Here is a 16,245-nt window from a genome sequence, read left to right on the forward strand (position 1 = left end):
CGTTCACATTTTTGGAGAGCGATCATGGCAACAGCCATTGGCACACCCCACCCAGACCTCATGAATCCCATTCGCAACCTCAAATGTTGCTGCTGCGGAGGCCGGTACGAAGGTCGGCAGTTCCACAACCAAGACACCGGCTGGGGCCTGGGCGACTGCTGCGTGGAGTACGTGAGACCGCACATGGATAGCATCGAAGACATGGAACGCACCTACGGGCTCCGTGGCGTCCACTACAACCTCGACCCTGAGCACTCTGAACAGTCCTGAGCCGTAGCTTGGCCCCTCCCACCAGCCCCTCGTCGAGGGGCTTTTTCTCGCCCGAAGAAAGGCGGTGAGCAGCGAAGTCGATTTGCCACACGCGAACCGACTGCAGGCGCCGCATCGTTGCCCACGTGTTCGCTGGCGTCGCCGGCAACATCCCAGGCAGTCGAGACCTTCGAGGCTGCAGTGCAGACACTGCGCCGGTCATTCCCTTCCCAGGACGCACCGGGGCTCAGCGGGCACATCCAACCGGCTTTGCCTCGCCGGCAGCCCTGTCTGCTCCACGGCCCCGCACTGCGCTCACCACCGTAGGAGATACCTCCATGCCTCTACGATTCAAAGGCGCAGACCTGCGCCCCGTACTTGCCGAAGCCGTCGCCAATCGCAGCCGCGTGATCCTGGCCAAAGACCAGGGTGTGTATTTCCTCGCCGAAGGTGGCGAGCGCCGCCCCGAGGACGGACGCCTCAAGCGGCTCGCCTACGCCGTCGGCTGCAACCCTGACGTCGACCCGTTCGACAACTGGTGGGAGCTATCCCGCGCTGAGCTTGGTGGCGACGATTTCGGCGAGTTCTTCGATCCGAACGAACGCGTGTTCACACGCATTCTGAACAGCGAGGACGACCTGGAGCTGTCGGCTACCGCGACGCACCTGAGCTTCAAGCCGGTTCCCCCCACGCCAGACGGCCACTGACCGCCACTCCACCGCCCCCGCTCGCGGGGGCTTCCTCTATTCGCGCTTTCCTCTCGATCGCGCACCCACCGTCTCCAGGCCGCACCGGCCTCCGTCGCCGGCTGACGCCGGCCTGCCCCTGGAGACGTCCGCATGCGCGATCCGTTCAAGATCGATTCCCCCACCTGCATCAGTTTCAGCGGTGGCCGCACCAGCGCGTACATGCTGTGGCGGGTACTACAGGCGAATGCCGGACTGCCGGCGGAGACCATCGTCTGCTTTGCGAACACAGGAAAGGAAGTCGAGGCAACGCTGCGCTTCGTGCGCGACTGCGCCGAGCACTGGCATGTGCCCATCCACTGGCTGGAATATCGCACCACCCCGCCTGGGTTCGCGGTCGTCGATTTCGCCACAGCCAGCCGCGAGGGCGAACCGTTCTAGGCGCTGATCCGCAAACGCCAATATCTGCCGAATCCAGTGGCGCGAGGTTGCACGACCAGCCTGAAAATCCGGCCGATGCACAAGTTCGTGCGCAGCCTGGGTTGGACTTCCTGGGACCAGTTCATCGGTATTCGTGCGGATGAACAGCGCCGCGTCGCCAAGATTCGGGCGAGAGGCCATTCCACGGAGTCGGCCAGCGAGACGATGTGCATGCCCCTGGCCGAGGCCGGTATCAGCGTGCATGACGTAGGTGCCTTCTGGGAGCGCCAACCCTTCAACCTGGAGCTGCTGACCGTCAACGGCAGAACGCTGGAGGGCAACTGTGACTTGTGTTTTCTCAAACCACGCGGCCAGCGGCTTGCGCTGATCAAGGCGCGACCGGAAGCGGCCACCTGGTGGATTCGCATGGAATCGCTGAATCTGGCGAGCAAGCCCAGCGGTGCCCGTTTTCGCGCCGATGGCCCCTGCTATGCCGAGCTGGCGCATTTCGCCGCCAGCCAGGGAGACCTGTTCGATCCCTGCGACGAATCCATCTCCTGCTACTGCGGCGACTGACCAATGCGGTCCAGCGCTATTGCCGATTCCCCCTGGCCCCAACACATATGCAGCGCCAGGCTGACCCCATGTTCCGCTGACGTCGTCAGCGACATGCCAGGCAATCAAGGTCTTCAAGATTGCCGCGCAGCATCTGCTGCGCGACCGCCAGTTCGCACCGCATCCCTTGCGCGAACGATCACCGGCCTGCCGGTGAAGGATGCAGATCCAGCTGTTCGTCAACCCACCGCGGGGTTACTCACCTCCCGCAGTGGGTCGGTGTGCCTCCGCTTTCTTGTTCTCAAGTCAATGGAGAATCGCCATGACCAGTACTGATTCCAATCGGAAGTACTTCGACATCCACACCTCGGGTATCGCCTACATCCAACGCGTCCGCGAAGTGCAAGTGAAGGGCAAGCAGAACATGTCGTTCTTGGCATGCACTGTGGCAGCACTCGTCGGTCCTGCAAAGGACCCGACTCGGCGCTACTTCGATGTACGCGTGTCCGGTGCCGACGCCAAGAAACTCGTCGAGCCGTACATCGGTATCGATGATCACAAGAAGCGGCCTCTGGTTCGCTTTCGCCTCGGCGACGTGTGGATCGATCCGTTCCGCAAGCCTTCGGGTGACCCCGCTGCAAGCATGAAGGCCCGGCTACTCAAGGCCGAATTGCTGGACCGCAGTGCCCTGGAGGAAATCGAGTATCACCAGTTGCTCACCCGCGGCATCGGCTATCTCAAAAACCCGAAAGTGGTTCCCAACGGCGGAGACCCGTTCCTGTCATGCGCCATCGCGGCGCTGACCGGCCCGGTCGACCTTCCGCCCGGTCAGCGGGAATACCGCTACTTCGACACCACCGTCACGGACGATGGCGCCCGGCATCTGGTGCAACGCTGCATCCAGGCCGTTGAAGCGGAGAAGAAGGTGTTGTTGGCCTTCACGCTCAACGACATGAAGGCAGAGGCCTACATCCGCACCAGGGGCGAACACGCCGGCGAAGTGGGCGGCAGCCTGAAGTCGAACCTGATCCAGATCGGCCTGATCAAGGTCGATGGCCAACAGGTCTATCCGCTGAAATCCGAGGCGACTGCCCCCGAAGGTGCTCCGGCACCGGAAGAGACAACTCCCGCCGAAGACGACAACGATAGCCCGCAACCCTCCGCACCCGAGCAGGCCCCTGTCGAGGAGCCAGCGCTGGCTGCATCGTTCTGACCCGCAGGCCACCCCAGGCCTTGCATCCACCCCAGGCCTCCATGCCCCGTCACTTCGGTGTCGGCGGCATGCGTGGCCGGTTCCTCGTCATCGCCCAATCAGCCCTGTCTCTCGGGGTTTCTTTCATCCCATGCAATCACCGCTGCTGGCCTTGCAGGCCCGTGCGCGATTGCCGCAATTCTCAAGGAGAATGGCCATGCAACTCGCCTCTCGTTTCGCTCCCCGCTCGCCAATACTGCGCGCTGACCGTCCGCTGTCCGACGACCAGATTCGTGCGGTGGCCCCCTCCATCTTCGCCGAAGCCGCGCACGAAAGCCGGTCGCAACGCTACAGCTACATCCCTACCGCAGCGGTGCTCGCCGAACTACGCGGAGAAGGTTTCCAGCCTTTCATGGTGTGCCAGACCCGTGTGCGTCATGAAGACCGCCGCGAGTTCACAAAGCACATGATCCGCCTCCGCCACGCAAGCCAGATCAACGGTGACGAGGCGAACGAGGTGATCCTTCTCAACTCGCACGACGGCACCAGTGCCTACCAGATGCTGTCCGGAATGTTCAGATTCGTCTGCCATAACGGTCTGGTTTGCGGCGACACGTTCGCGGATATCCGCGTGCATCACAAAGGCAATGTCGCCGGGCAAGTGATCGAAGGTGCCTATGAAGTCCTGAAGGGCTTCGAGCACGTCCAGGAGTCCCGCGATGCAATGCGCACCATCACGCTTGATGACGGTGAAGCTACGCTGCTGGCCCGCTCCGCCCTGACCCTCAAGTACGACAGCCCCGACAAGCCGCTGCCGATCACCGAGGAACAGGTACTGATGCCACGCCGCTACGACGACAGGCGCAGGGACCTCTGGTCCGTCTTCAACCGTGTGCAGGAGAACCTGGTGAAAGGTGGCCTGTCCGGTCGCTCGGCCAACGGCCATCGCCAGCGCACCCGCGCCGTCCAGGGGATCGATCAGAACGTGCGGCTCAACCGTGCGCTCTGGATGCTCGCCGAGGGCATGCGCCAACTGAAGGCATGAGTGCCACGCAGACCTCGCCCCTGGTGGGCGTGGCCCGCTTTCTTTCATCCACGTCATCACGAGGAGATTCATCATGGAGCCAACCGCTGATCCCTGGTTATTCACCATCACTGTCCCCGGCAAGCTCGCAGTCCGCAAAATCCACGGCCGCAACGGGCCGTTCAACGTCGGGCACCTCGTCACGCCGATCGGCAAGTTCGCCGTCAAGGACGCGATGTTGGAGCAGTACCCCGAAGGAAAATACGACGGGGAATTCGTCATCAGCTATATCGACGTGAAAGCCTATCCCTCCGGGGGCGGCTTTCGTTTGGAAAACCGCGCCACGCTGGACAGCATGGCGCTCTCAGGCATCGACAAACTGAGCAGGGCTGAAGCCCGCGCTATCTCCAATCAGGAAGTCGACCCGCTCGATGAGGAACTGGGCATACAACCGGCGATGCCGGCGACAGCCCCGCCACCAGAACCTGCACCGGTGCAGGCATCGAAGGACCCGCTGATCGATACCACGCCGTTTGGGGTGGAAACGCCATCCGCCGCAGTCGCCGCCTCCGACGGCCCCGACAGCGACGACGCCGCATTGTTCGGCCTGCTGTGGCCGCTGGAAGAGTCGGTGAAACTGGACTCGACCATCGACCGCCGCACATTGCGCGCGCAAATCGCTCGCCTGAGCCAGCTCGGCTACGCGCTCGACTTCAAGTCGCAGCTGTGGAGCGTCGGGGCTGACCAGCAGGCAGCGTAATCCTCATCGCCGCATCCGCGGTGTTTCATGCACCCGCCGGGGTTCCTCCCCATGCGGGGAAGACTCCGGTTTTTCTGGAGGACTCCAGCATGTCAACGATCGTTTGCAATACACCCTCACAACCCACCGGGGATACCTGCTCCACGTTCGATGAATCGGCGTGGCAGGCTGTCTGCAATGCAGCAGCCACACAGGCCAGCGCGGGTTGCGGATCGTCTCACGACCACTACGTCAACCTCTTCAGTTCGGCAATTGATGCGCAAATTGATCAACTGCCCGAACACCAGCGCGCACAGGCCCTGGAAATCGCCAAAGAGGAATGGGACTACGCGACACCTGCCGAAAGACAGGAAACCCGGGACTGGAATACTGATAACGGCTATTGCAGTCACGGGCTCGATCCGGATTGTTGTCCGGCCGGTTGCGGTGAGTATTGATGGCTCGCACTTGAATCCATAGCCGTTCACGCGGCACAACATCACCCGCCGGGGTTCCTACCCCGAAGGGGAGGACTCCGGCCATTTTCAGGAGGCCTCCATCATGGGCTGGCTCTTTTCTTCTTGGTCCCGCTCCGAACTGATCCACCACCTGATCCAACCGGAAGACAATCCGCGCGTCAGCACCCGTGTCATCGCGCATGCTCTGCGCGGCAATGTGCTCTGGTCCGTCGTCGAACTCACCGCGAAGGTCGAAAGCATCCACCAGGATCTCGCCCCTGGCGAGTCCCTGCGCTACATCCGCTGCGACCTGCTGCAACGCAGCGGTCACCAGTGGGGATACAAGGACCTGTGCGAGTCCGTACATCCGTTCTACTACACCTGCCCACTGAGCTATCTCGATATGGTGCCGGTGGCATCTCCCGAGTGGCGTGAACGTGTTCGCGCCTACCATGCCGAGCGGCGCAGGCCGAAGGCCACCGTCGCGGTGCTGACCGCCTGAGCGGTTCCCATCCACCCATAGGGGCGGCATCTGCCCCTTCGGGCGGTGCTGTTCCCGATCCTCCGAGGACATCACCATGAGCCGGCACTACTTCGACACCTTGCACAAAGGATTTCCCGTCACCGTCGTACTCGGCTGGGACCGGCCGATGGCTTATTTCTTCCTGGTCATCGAGAAGCCCCCCGAGCTGATCGACGACACCATGAAGGTCGAGGACGAGGACTTCTTGTATAGCAATCTGCAGGAGAGCGATCCGTTCAGCCATGACCTGGGCTACTACCGTGAGGTCTTACGCCATTTTCAGATCGTTGTGCCGGAGAGCATGTTCATCGAGGTCCAGCGTGACCTCGAAAGGAACATCGGCAACCGCGTAGTCGATCATCAAGCCGACGGATCGTTCAGCGAACGGGAACTGTAACCGCCCACGCGGACGGTCATCTGGTCCGTACTCTTTCATCCCTAACGGGGCATTCGCTGCCCCTGCAGGTAGTGGTGCCCCTCCTTTCATCGAGGACACCACCATGCCTGCACCAACTTCCCAGCACACCTTGTACCGCATCGACGAATGCAGCGACCTGATGGCCGATGCCTGCGTCTGCAGCGACCAGGGCGACCTGATCTTCCTCTCGGTCTGGGCGCGAGACACCGCGATCCAGCAATTCCTGGCCCGGCTCACGTTGGGCCGCGACGAAGATGGGTTGGACCAGTTTCATCTCATCACCGAGCAAGGGGGCTCCGTGCCCGCCTTCATCGGCACCGTCGACCGTCTCGAAAAGCGGTTGACCCGCACTTATCGACGCACGCTTTTCGGCTCGATGGTCAATCTGTGGTTGTTCGACCGTCGCTGCATCCGGCCCGACAAGAGCACGGCCAGCGCCTTGGCGCTGTTACCGCGCTCGGAGACCGATCCCACGCCGCGCCTTTGGCAACTGGTCAGGGACACTTGCCCACTGCCGTTGCTGGACCACTGGCAAACGCCGGTACTGGCACTACTACGCGAGCGCGACATGCTCCAGAACCTGCCGGTGGCCCTCGGTCCGCTGCAGGGCTTCCGCCTGGGACTGGATGTCCCGGTGCTCACCGACGCGCTCGGCGAGCTCATCCGCAGCAATGTCCTACCGGCCTATCCATATCCGACCCGGATCTGGACACAGGAAACGGTGGCCTGACCCACGGCAGATGCGTGCGCTCGGCACGCACTGATTTCTTTCATCCCCGCCAGACAGGAGACTTCTTATGGCACTCATGTTCCCCCGGCTCGCCCGGAATTTCGTCAAGGCGGGATACTTCCCGACCGACGAAGACACGCTCGAAAGAGCACTCAGCGCACTGGCGCCCAGCGATGGGCCAATGTGCATTCTCGATCCGTGCGCCGGCGAAGGCGTTGCCATCGCGGAAGCCGCGCATGCCCTCGGGCAGCAGGTCACCGCGTATGCCGTCGAGTACGACCAGGAGCGCGCGAACCACGCGCGGCTGTTGGTCGACCGGTGCATTCACGGCGATCTGATGGACACGCTGATCGCGCGCCAGAGCTTCGGCCTGTTGTGGCTCAATCCGCCATACGGAGATCTATCAAAAGATGCCAACGGCAACATCGGCTACGACGGCAAAGGCCGCGCACGGCTGGAAAAGCTGTTCTATCAGAAGACGCTGCCCCTGCTGCAATACGAGGGGATTCTCGTCTTCATCGTGCCGTCCTACGTGCTCGACCAGGAGCTGGTCGGCTGGCTGACGCGACACTTCGCCGATCTGCGCATCTACCGAGCGGAGGAGACGCAGTTCAGGCAGGTCGTCGTATTCGGCCGGCGGATTCGCCAACGCGAGTTGGTCGGTGACGACGTGAAGAGCATCCGTGCCCGGCTGCTGCAGATCGGACTCGGCGAACTCGACGCGGAGGAACTTCCGCCCGAGTGGCCCGTGCTCCCCTACGTGATTCCCGTCGCCCTCGCCGAGCCGGAGCACTTCTACCGGCTCAGCCTGGAGCCCGAGCAGTTCGCCGACGAAGTTCGACGCCTGCGAGGGCTGTGGCCATCGTTCGAGACTCATCTCGGTGCCACGCAGCAGTCATTGCGTCCACCGGCACGCAGCTTGTCTCACTGGCACCTGGCGCTGGCCCTCGCGGCTGGCGCGATTTCAGGTGTCGTGCGCGCCAAGAACGGTCGCACCCTTGCCGTCAAAGGCGACACCCACAAGGGCAAGACCACGACCACGGAGTATCGCGAGCGCGACGACGGCTCGATCGCCGAAACCCGCATCCTCACCGACAAATTCGTGCCGGTCATTCGTGCGTGGGACCTGTCCCCCGACTCGGCCACGCTCGGCCGAATCATCACCATCCACTGATCCCACCGGACGGCTTGCCGTCCTGCTGCCTCTCATCCACCCAAAGGAGAACCGCCATGTTTCGTTTTCGCAAGCGGCCTACGCCGCAGACGCCACCACTCTTCGCGATAGGCTCACTGCAACTGAGTGAGAAGGTGTATTGGCTGGCCGCCAAGGGCCTCATCGATCCGTTGCCCTATGTGCAGCGTCATCAGCGCTGCGATTGGGGCGATGTCAGCGAAGCCGAGCGGCAAGCCAACGTCGTTGCCCTCGATCAGGACGCGCCGATGCGCTCTCGTTTTCGGATCACGCACAACCTGACGCTGGACGTGATCACCAGCGATGACCATCGCACCACCATCGTCCAACTGCCCGAGGAAGAATATCTGATCTGACGGCACGCACTCATCGTTTCACCCACCCAGAGGGGCATGAACCCCGATGGGGTCATGTCCCGCGCATTCCACAGAAGGAGCACGAGTCATGACATCCCCACCTCCCAGCGACAACCAACGCCCCCTGCTGTTCATGGTCGGCGCACTGATCTTCAGCCCCGGTATCGACCGCTGCATGCGCGAAGGCCGGCTCGATCCCATTCCGTACTTCCAGCGCCACGCCCGCGCCGATTGGGGCGACGTCAGCGATGAGAAGTGGCAGGCGAACAACGACGCTCTGCAATCGAACGGACGGCTCGAATCGTTCTACGTGGTTCACCGCGAGCTGAGCATCTGCATCTTCACCGAAGCGGATCGCAGCGAAACCCACATCGTGCTGGCTGCCGAGCGCTGACTCGTCCGCCACCGATTTCTTCCACCCACCGGGGTCATGGCCCCGACGGGTGCCATGGCCCCTTCTTCTCCGAAGGAACAAATGCCATGTCAATCGAAGCACTGTCCATCCGTCAGGTTCCCAACGTGCGCTTTTCACCCGGCGCGATGGTGATGACCAACGGCGTGGAGAACCTCGTCGTTACGGGGCGCCTCAATCCCAGCCCCTATCTGCATCGCCATCTCAGCGGTGATTGGGGTGATCTCAGCGAAGACGACTGGCGCCTGAACGACGCCGCGCTGAAATCAGGCGAGGATCGTCTGTTCTCCTCCTACCAGGTCGATACCAACCTCAAGCTCTGGATCATCACCGAGTGGGATCGCAGCGTCACCACGCTGCTGCTACCCAGCGAGTACTGAAACCTCCCTGGCGGCAACACGCCGCCATCTCCCGTTCATCCCCCAGGGGCACGTCATTGCCCCTGGGGGTAGTGCGTGCCCCACCTACCTGGAGCACCACCATGAGCCATCAACTGGAAGCGGCACCCGCCGCAGAAACCTCATCCGACACCGATGATCTGCTCGACCTCGATACGGACAGCGACGATCTGACACTGACCCTTCAGGACTTCGTTCAGGAGTTCGGCGACGAGCTCCTGGATTCTCTCAACCGCGCCAACCCACCGGTCTACAGCGGCGTGCCTCGTGCGAACCGCCAACTGGTGCTGGCCGGCCTGAAGCGTCAGCTGTTTCCCGCCCAGGCCGAGGTTGTGCATGCGGCGGCGGAGCTGCTGGTCAACCACGGCGAGCGCGCAGCATTCGTCAACGGCGAGATGGGCACCGGCAAGACCACCGTCGGCATCGCGCTGGCGGCGGTCCTTCAGGCCGAAGGCTATCGCCGTACCCTGGTACTGAGCCCGCCGCATCTGGTCTACAAGTGGCGGCGCGAAATTCTCGAAGTCGTCCCCTCCGCGAAAGTGTGGGTGCTGAATGGCCCGGACACGCTGCTCAAGCTGATCAAGCTGCGCGAGCGCTTGAATGTGCCGGACATGGGGCAAGAGTTCTTCGTCATCGGCAGGGTCAGGATGCGCATGGGTTTCCACTGGAAACCAGCCTTCGTGCGCAAACACACCCGATATGGCGTCGTGGGGGCCTGCCCGCATTGCGGAGCGGCCGTCAACAACCTCGACGGCGAACCGGTCAATGTCATCGAGCTGGAAGCCGAAGAAACCCGTCGCAAGTGCAGCGTCTGCGAGTCCGCGCTGTGGACGCTGATGCGCCCGCGCACCTTGTCCGGCAGCGACCAATCCGCCGCCGTACTGCGTGCGCTGAAGCGGATTCCCACCATCGGCGAAGCGACGGCCCGCAAGCTGATGAAGACATTCGGCGATTCGTTCCTCGCGTCGATGCTCGGTGACAACCTGCACAACTTCATCAACCTGATGAATGCCGATGGAGAATTGGTGTTCTCGGATCGCCAGGCGCAGCGCATGGAACGCGCGATGTCCAGCATGGAGTTCGGCTTCGGCGAAGGCGGTTATCAACCCTCGGAGTTCGTGAAGCGCTATCTGCCGCAAGGCACGTTCGATCTGCTGATCGCAGACGAAGCCCACGAGTACAAGACGGGTGGATCGGCGCAGGGCCAGGCGATGGGTGTGATCGCATCCAAGGTTCGCAAGGCCTTGCTGCTGACCGGAACCTTGATGGGCGGGTACGCAGATGATTTGTTCCATCTTCTGTTCCGCGCATTGCCTGGTCGCATGATCGAGGACGGTTACCGTCCGAGTGCCAGCGGCAGCATGAATGCCGCCGCGATGGCGTTCATGCGCGACCACGGCGTCCTCCGGGATATCTACTCCGAAAGCGACGGTCCTGCGCACAAGACCGCCAAGGGCAGCAAGATCAACGTCAGGACCGTCAAGGCGCCTGGATTTGGACCGAAAGGCATTCTGCGCTGCATCCTGCCGTACACGATCTTCCTCAAGCTCCGCGACATCGGCAGCGTGCTGCCGCCGTATGACGAAGAGTTTCGCGAAGTCGCGATGGATGACGAGCAGGCCAGTACCTACGGCGAGCTGTCCGCCACCCTGACGGCAGCGCTCAAGGAGGCCCTGCGCAAGCGGGACACCACCTTGCTTGGCGTGGTTCTCAACGTGCTGTTGGCGTGGTCCGACTGTTGCTTCCGGGCAGAGACGGTTCGCCATCCGCGCACGCGTCAGGTTCTGGCCTTCACACCGGCGCAGTTCAACGAGCTGGAAATCATGCCCAAGGAACGGGAGATGATTGACATCTGCAAGCAGGAAAAAGCAGAGGGTCGCAAGACGTTGGTCTACTCGGTCTACACCGCTACGCGCGACACCACCTCGCGACTCAAGATGTTACTGGAGCAGGAAGGCTTCAAAGTCGCGGTATTGCGCGCGAGCGTGGATGCCAGCCGCCGCGAGGACTGGATCGCCGAGCAGCTCGATCGCGGTATCGACGTGCTGATCACCAACCCCGATCTCGTCAAAACCGGATTGGACCTGCTGGAGTTCCCGACGATCGTGTTCATGCAGTCCGGGTGGAACGTCTACACGCTGCAGCAGGCCGCGCGCCGTTCCTGGCGCATCGGCCAGACACTGGCGGTCAAGGTCATCTATCTGGGCTACGCGGCGACGTCGCAAATGGCCTGCCTGGCTCTGATGGCCAGAAAGATCATGGTGTCGCAGAGCACGTCGGGAGACGTACCCGAATCCGGGCTCGAGGTCCTGAATCAGGACGGAGACTCGGTGGAAGTGGTCTTGGCGCGACAACTCGTTGCAGCATGATCTATGCGCCCTGCCGGCGGCCCGTTCGGGTCGCTGGACTCCTTCTGTCCATCCACCAACGGCCCCTCGCGGGCCGTTTCTTTTTCCTCGACACCTACGGTTAACTATTCGTACTGAATCTGGAGTATTGTTGGTAAGTTATTTTCGTGGCCATCCTCTCAGTCTGATGGCCACAGAAATTTCAGGACGAATGAAGTGCTTGTCGTACGAAATAGCTAGCAAGGAGCAGCGTCATGATCTCGGTAAACTCTCTTTCTGGCTCAACCACCAGCTCATCTAGCTCGGTTGAATCCAAGTCAAACAAGTCTTCGGTTACTGGCTCCTCCTCTCAGGAGGCCGCTACTGTCAAAAAACAGGAGTCGGCCACGGTCAGCATCAGCGGGAGAGCCATCATGCTTTCTCGTCTATTTAATTCGGATGGCTCTGTGGAGCCAAGAATTGAAACCACGACCACCACAAGCAACGCTTCTGGCAGTGTTTATAGCTTTCTCACGAAAAGCGACAGGGAAATGCTGGCAACCGTTTATGAGTATGCAAGCGCGAACGGAATAGATCCACTCAAGGTCGATGGTTTGGCTTTTGATCTGGGGGTCTATCGAAGGGCCGGCCCTGGAGGGCCGCTGGACAATGCGGGAAAGGCATATGATCTTCAGGGCACCCCCTTCATTGCTGAATTCAATGCAGAGGATGAGGCTGTTGCACAGAGAGTGTTAACCAGTAAAGCAATGGGCGACACATTGATTGACCGCGGATTTCTGGATGCCGTATTCAGCCCAACCAGAATGTCTGTACATGCGTCGAACTTCGCGTTTCTGGAAGACGTCGCCTATGCCTTCTCGGCATCAGGTTCTGATGGCGCTACGAATCCCGATGCCAAACCTGTTGTCCGATATAAAGCCGAGGATTTCCCACCATTAAAGCTGGATAACCAAGCTGTAGAGTCAGGCGACAAGACGATGTTATCCCGACTATTGGAAAAAGAGCTGACAGGTAATACTGGCGCACTGGGCACATTGTCCGCCAACAAGAGCGCAACCAGACTTCTGGATCTGTTAAGTGCCAATGACAAAGACATGCTCAGCAGGCTTTATGCTATTGCGCAGACCAGAAATGAAGACCTCTCGAAGTTCGATAACATAGCGATTATGCTTGGAAGCTATCGCATGATTGGCCTGCGCTCATAAGCACGACAAGGCATAGAGCGACGAGCTGCCGGGCAGCTCCAATCATCTGCGGAACCTGCGCCGATCGCAGCCGCGCGGGCGCCAGGTCGGGATACAGGCCGAAAAACAGACCTCCCCCCTAGGCCGCCGCGCCAGCACTTACTCACAAAATCTGTGAATAACTCTCTTGATAAACACTGCATTGCAAACAACGCCGGTGGCTCTACACAACTGGCGCTTTTCTGATCAGTGATACGAGCCTGCAGCGCTCATGGAATCGGCAGAACAGCAGTTCCCTTTGTTTACTGATACAGCTTCGCAGAATGGCGATGGTCTCGGCTCGACCTTACCGAGAGCCGAGCCATGCACGCCATCCCTTCCTACTGCAGTTGCCTACTGCTGGCCGCGCTGGCGGCCGGCTGCGCAACACCTCCAGCGCCCTCTCCCGTTGCCGATGAGGTAGCGGCGCCAACACCGGAGTACATCCCGGTCGTTCGCTACGGTCGCTACACCCTGGTCGAGCTGCACCCGACGGCCGGCCAGCAGGACCTGCTGCTGCAGGTCGTCGACGTGTCCATGCCCGACACGCTGCACGCGAGCGTCGGCGATGGCCTCCGGCATGTGTTGCAGCGCTCCGGCTACCAGCTCTGCGACGGGCCGGAAACCGCCGCGCTGCATACCCTCCCGCTGCCGGCGGCGCACTACCAGCTCGGCCCCCTGCAACTGCGCGACGCGCTGCTGACGCTGGCCGGGCCGGCTCGCACTCTCCACGTCGATCACACCGCGCGCCGCATCTGCTTCGCCCAGCCCCTCGATACAGCGGACTCGACACCCGCTGCCAGCGCGGACAGCGCCGTTGTGGAGGGCCAGCCATGACGATGCCCGGACGTGAACGTCGCACGACGCTGATCCGCGTCGCCGCCGTTGCGTGGCTGCTGCTCATCAGCGCCGCCGTCGTGATCGACCATGTGGCGCTTGCGCGCTTGGCCGAGCAGTTGGAGACCGTCGCGACGATTCCTCGCGTCGAGGTCCTGGAGCGACAGCTGGCCGAGCAGATCGCACACGATCGACAACAGCCTGACGCTATTACACAGGCGCGATACGAAGCAGACCGAATCGCGCTGGAGCAGCGACTGGTCGCCATTGAGCAGTCGCTCGGCGACCGCCATGCGGCGGAGAGCCTGCTGCCGCGGCTGGCCCGCATCGAGCAGTTGGAGGCGCGGCTCGCCGCTGCCCGGCCCGCAACGCCGGTCCCGACGCGTCCACGCCAGCCCGTCGCAGCCGCACGGCCCACACCAACCGGACCGCCGTTCGCCATCGTCGGCGTCGAGCTGCGCGCCGATGAACGCTTCCTGGCCATCCTGCCCAGCGACGCGTCGGCGGTCTCGCAGGTGCGGCTGCTGCGCACCGGTGAAGCGGAAGCCGGGTGGCGATTCGACGCCATCGACGGCACGGTCGCGCTGTTCCGGCGTGGCAGTGAAACCCTCCGCCTCGCGATCCCCGTTCGGTAGGAATCGCCGTGAAGCGTCCACGCGCCACCGCCCTCCCGATCGCCCTGCTGCTCGCGGCGTGCTTCGTCGAAGCCGCGGCGGCGCGGGGTGCCGCCTCCGCCCTCGCCCCCAGCCAGGATCGGCCAACGGCCATCGAGCGCAGCGACGAGCAGCGCGCGCAAGACTGGGGCCTGCGTATCGACGAATGGGCGCGCTACCGCGATCTGATGCAGGGGCATCTGGGCACCCACTCGCCGGGCATCGATCCGCTCACCGCGCTCGGCATCGAGGCGCGCTCCGAGGAAGAGCGGCACCGCTATGCGGAATTGCAGGTGCAGGTCGAGGCGCACCGCGTCGAGAAATTGCTGGCATACCAACGAGCCTACGACGAGGCGTGGCGTCGACTGCACGGGGACATGCCGCGCGTCGTCCTGCCCGATGCCGGCCCCGCCCACACCGCCACCGCTACAGCGGCCAGAGAACGGCTCGCGGTGTTCGTCAAGGACACCTGCGCCGCCTGCGAGCAAACCGTCCAGCGCCTCCAGGCGGCCGGCACGGAATTCGACCTCTACGTCGTCGGCAGCCGCAACGACGACGCGCACATCCGTGCCTGGGCGCGCCGCACCGGCATCGATCCGGCCAGGGTCAGCCGCGGCGCGATCACGCTCAACCATGATGGCGGCCGCTGGCTGTCACTCGCGCTGCCCGGCGAGCTGCCAGCCGTAGTGCGGCAGGTGAACGGCCAATGGCAGCGCCAGTAGCGGCATCGCGACGCGTCCTGCCGGCACTGCTCGCCATGGTGTTGGCTGCGGCGGCGCGCGCCCAGGAACTGCCGCCACCCGCGTATCAGGTCGCCGCGCAACGCGCCGGCGTCCCATCCACCGTCCTCTACGCCGTCGCGCTGCAGGAGAGCGGCGCACGACTCAACGGCCGGCTCATTCCGTGGCCGTGGACGCTCAACGTCGCCGGTGCATCACGGCGCTTCCCCACTCGCGCCGAGGCCTGTACCGGCCTGCGACAGGCGCTGCGCGAAGTGCCACCAACCCGTATCGACGTCGGCCTGGGCCAGATCAATCTCGGCCATCAGCGGCATCGCTATCGCAACGCCTGCGACGTCCTCGACCCGTACCGGAACCTCGATCTCGCGGCCGAAATCCTGCGCGAACAGCACACGCCGGGCGACGACTGGCTGCTCGCTGTTGGCCGCTATCACCGCCCTGCCGGCGGCGCTCCCGCCGCGCGCTATCGCACCAGCGTCAGCCGGCATCTGGCCCGCCTGCTCGGCGAATCGAAGCCGGGCGTTCACCCTCGAAGCACCTTGCCATGAAGCCCTACCACCGCCACGCCGCCGCACGGCGTATTGGCGTGCTGTCGCTCGTCCTGACGCAGACCGTCCTCGCGCAGCCGCCGTCGCTGACCGTTGTCGAGGACCGCGGCGGCACTTCGGCCTTGCCGTACTACGAGGCCCTGAAGCTGCAGCCACGCAACGGCCTGCGGTCACCGCGCATCGAAATCCCACGTCCGCCCGCCGAGCCATTCAGCGAGGCCGACATGCTGCCGGTACGGTCGACGCGACTGTCGCCGGGCGAGGTAGCGCGCCGCACGATCGAGGCTCCCGGCATGCCGCCGTTCTTCCTGGTCGGCGACGACGCGCGCTCACGCGACTGGCTGAGCCAGCGGGCACCACGTCTGCGCGAGCTCAACGCGGTGGGGCTGGTGGTCAATGTCGACAGCGCCAGCGCATTGGCCGCGCTGCGTGCGCTCGCACCGGGGCTGTCGCTGGCACCGACACCGGGCGACGACCTGGCCGGACGCCTGGGATTGCGTCACTACCCGGCGCTGATCACAGCGACCGGCATCGAGCAGTGATG

20 protein-coding genes and 1 pseudogene are annotated in these 16,245 nt (G+C 62.9%); all 21 read left to right on the forward strand.

The features are described from left to right. Positions 1-24: 24 nt before the first annotated feature. The 21 genes and pseudogenes from ACTV8E_RS09660 (at position 25) to ACTV8E_RS09760 (ending at position 16,243) form a co-directional block, all read left to right on the forward strand. On the forward strand, positions 25-270 hold the full coding sequence (locus tag ACTV8E_RS09660) for a hypothetical protein (protein WP_443199343.1): 246 nt from the start codon (positions 25-27) through the stop codon (positions 268-270). Between the two features lie 317 nt (positions 271-587). Further along, complete coding sequence (locus tag ACTV8E_RS09665) at positions 588-956, forward strand: DUF3085 domain-containing protein (RefSeq protein ID WP_443199344.1); 369 nt, start codon at positions 588-590, stop codon at positions 954-956. A gap of 132 nt (positions 957-1,088) precedes the next feature. Continuing rightward, positions 1,089-1,931 (forward strand): annotated as a pseudogene (locus ACTV8E_RS09670) (phosphoadenosine phosphosulfate reductase domain-containing protein). Between the two features lie 301 nt (positions 1,932-2,232). Further along, positions 2,233-3,123 (forward strand): DUF3577 domain-containing protein, encoded by an 891-nt coding sequence (locus tag ACTV8E_RS09675; protein ID WP_443199345.1) that lies wholly within the window; start codon positions 2,233-2,235, stop codon positions 3,121-3,123. 196 nt (positions 3,124-3,319) lie between these two features. Further along, entirely contained in the window at positions 3,320-4,147 is an 828-nt protein-coding gene (locus ACTV8E_RS09680) for a DUF932 domain-containing protein (RefSeq protein ID WP_443199346.1), read from the forward strand. A gap of 73 nt (positions 4,148-4,220) precedes the next feature. Continuing rightward, positions 4,221-4,886, forward strand: coding sequence for a DUF3275 family protein (locus tag ACTV8E_RS09685; RefSeq protein ID WP_443199347.1), 666 nt, complete (start codon positions 4,221-4,223; stop codon positions 4,884-4,886). An 89-nt stretch (positions 4,887-4,975) separates the two neighbouring features. After that, positions 4,976-5,323 carry a hypothetical protein gene (locus tag ACTV8E_RS09690; RefSeq protein ID WP_443199348.1) on the forward strand — a complete coding sequence of 116 codons (348 nt, stop codon included), beginning with the start codon at positions 4,976-4,978 and terminating at the stop codon, positions 5,321-5,323. A gap of 103 nt (positions 5,324-5,426) precedes the next feature. Next, positions 5,427-5,825 (forward strand): hypothetical protein, encoded by a 399-nt coding sequence (locus ACTV8E_RS09695; protein ID WP_443199349.1) that lies wholly within the window; start codon positions 5,427-5,429, stop codon positions 5,823-5,825. A gap of 76 nt (positions 5,826-5,901) precedes the next feature. Then, positions 5,902-6,243 (forward strand): hypothetical protein, encoded by a 342-nt coding sequence (locus tag ACTV8E_RS09700; protein WP_443199350.1) that lies wholly within the window; start codon positions 5,902-5,904, stop codon positions 6,241-6,243. A gap of 103 nt (positions 6,244-6,346) precedes the next feature. Further along, positions 6,347-6,994 (forward strand): hypothetical protein, encoded by a 648-nt coding sequence (locus tag ACTV8E_RS09705; protein ID WP_443199351.1) that lies wholly within the window; start codon positions 6,347-6,349, stop codon positions 6,992-6,994. Between the two features lie 67 nt (positions 6,995-7,061). After that, positions 7,062-8,168 (forward strand): DUF6094 domain-containing protein, encoded by a 1,107-nt coding sequence (locus ACTV8E_RS09710; protein WP_443199352.1) that lies wholly within the window; start codon positions 7,062-7,064, stop codon positions 8,166-8,168. A gap of 56 nt (positions 8,169-8,224) precedes the next feature. Next, positions 8,225-8,542 carry a methyltransferase gene (locus ACTV8E_RS09715; protein WP_443199353.1) on the forward strand — a complete coding sequence of 106 codons (318 nt, stop codon included), beginning with the start codon at positions 8,225-8,227 and terminating at the stop codon, positions 8,540-8,542. An 88-nt stretch (positions 8,543-8,630) separates the two neighbouring features. Beyond that, positions 8,631-8,936 carry a hypothetical protein gene (locus ACTV8E_RS09720; RefSeq protein WP_443199354.1) on the forward strand — a complete coding sequence of 102 codons (306 nt, stop codon included), beginning with the start codon at positions 8,631-8,633 and terminating at the stop codon, positions 8,934-8,936. A gap of 152 nt (positions 8,937-9,088) precedes the next feature. After that, complete coding sequence (locus ACTV8E_RS09725; RefSeq protein ID WP_443199428.1) at positions 9,089-9,334, forward strand: hypothetical protein; 246 nt, start codon at positions 9,089-9,091, stop codon at positions 9,332-9,334. A gap of 101 nt (positions 9,335-9,435) precedes the next feature. Next, complete coding sequence (locus ACTV8E_RS09730) at positions 9,436-11,721, forward strand: helicase-related protein (RefSeq protein WP_443199355.1); 2,286 nt, start codon at positions 9,436-9,438, stop codon at positions 11,719-11,721. A gap of 233 nt (positions 11,722-11,954) precedes the next feature. Further along, on the forward strand, positions 11,955-12,905 hold the full coding sequence (locus tag ACTV8E_RS09735; RefSeq protein WP_443199356.1) for a hypothetical protein: 951 nt from the start codon (positions 11,955-11,957) through the stop codon (positions 12,903-12,905). Positions 12,906-13,247: 342 nt separating this feature from the next. Continuing rightward, positions 13,248-13,760, forward strand: coding sequence for a PFGI-1 class ICE element type IV pilus protein PilL2 (gene pilL2, locus ACTV8E_RS09740; RefSeq protein WP_443199357.1), 513 nt, complete (start codon positions 13,248-13,250; stop codon positions 13,758-13,760). After that, on the forward strand, positions 13,757-14,395 hold the full coding sequence (locus tag ACTV8E_RS09745; protein ID WP_443199358.1) for a hypothetical protein: 639 nt from the start codon (positions 13,757-13,759) through the stop codon (positions 14,393-14,395). Before pilL2 ends, ACTV8E_RS09745 begins: the two co-directional genes overlap by 4 nt. A 44-nt stretch (positions 14,396-14,439) precedes the next feature. Beyond that, positions 14,440-15,135 carry a TIGR03759 family integrating conjugative element protein gene (locus ACTV8E_RS09750; RefSeq protein WP_443199429.1) on the forward strand — a complete coding sequence of 232 codons (696 nt, stop codon included), beginning with the start codon at positions 14,440-14,442 and terminating at the stop codon, positions 15,133-15,135. After that, the gene (locus ACTV8E_RS09755) at positions 15,120-15,701 is read left to right on the forward strand and encodes a transglycosylase SLT domain-containing protein (RefSeq protein ID WP_443199359.1); all 582 of its coding nucleotides are present in this window, start codon (positions 15,120-15,122) and stop codon (positions 15,699-15,701) included. Before ACTV8E_RS09750 ends, ACTV8E_RS09755 begins: the two co-directional genes overlap by 16 nt. After that, positions 15,698-16,243 (forward strand): integrating conjugative element protein, encoded by a 546-nt coding sequence (locus ACTV8E_RS09760; protein WP_443199360.1) that lies wholly within the window; start codon positions 15,698-15,700, stop codon positions 16,241-16,243. Before ACTV8E_RS09755 ends, ACTV8E_RS09760 begins: the two co-directional genes overlap by 4 nt. The last annotated feature ends 2 nt before the right edge of the window (positions 16,244-16,245 follow it).

The organism is Pseudomonas sp. B392_1p (assembly GCF_052245235.1).
In the GTDB taxonomy this organism is placed as follows: domain Bacteria; phylum Pseudomonadota; class Gammaproteobacteria; order Pseudomonadales; family Pseudomonadaceae; genus Serpens; species Serpens gallinarum.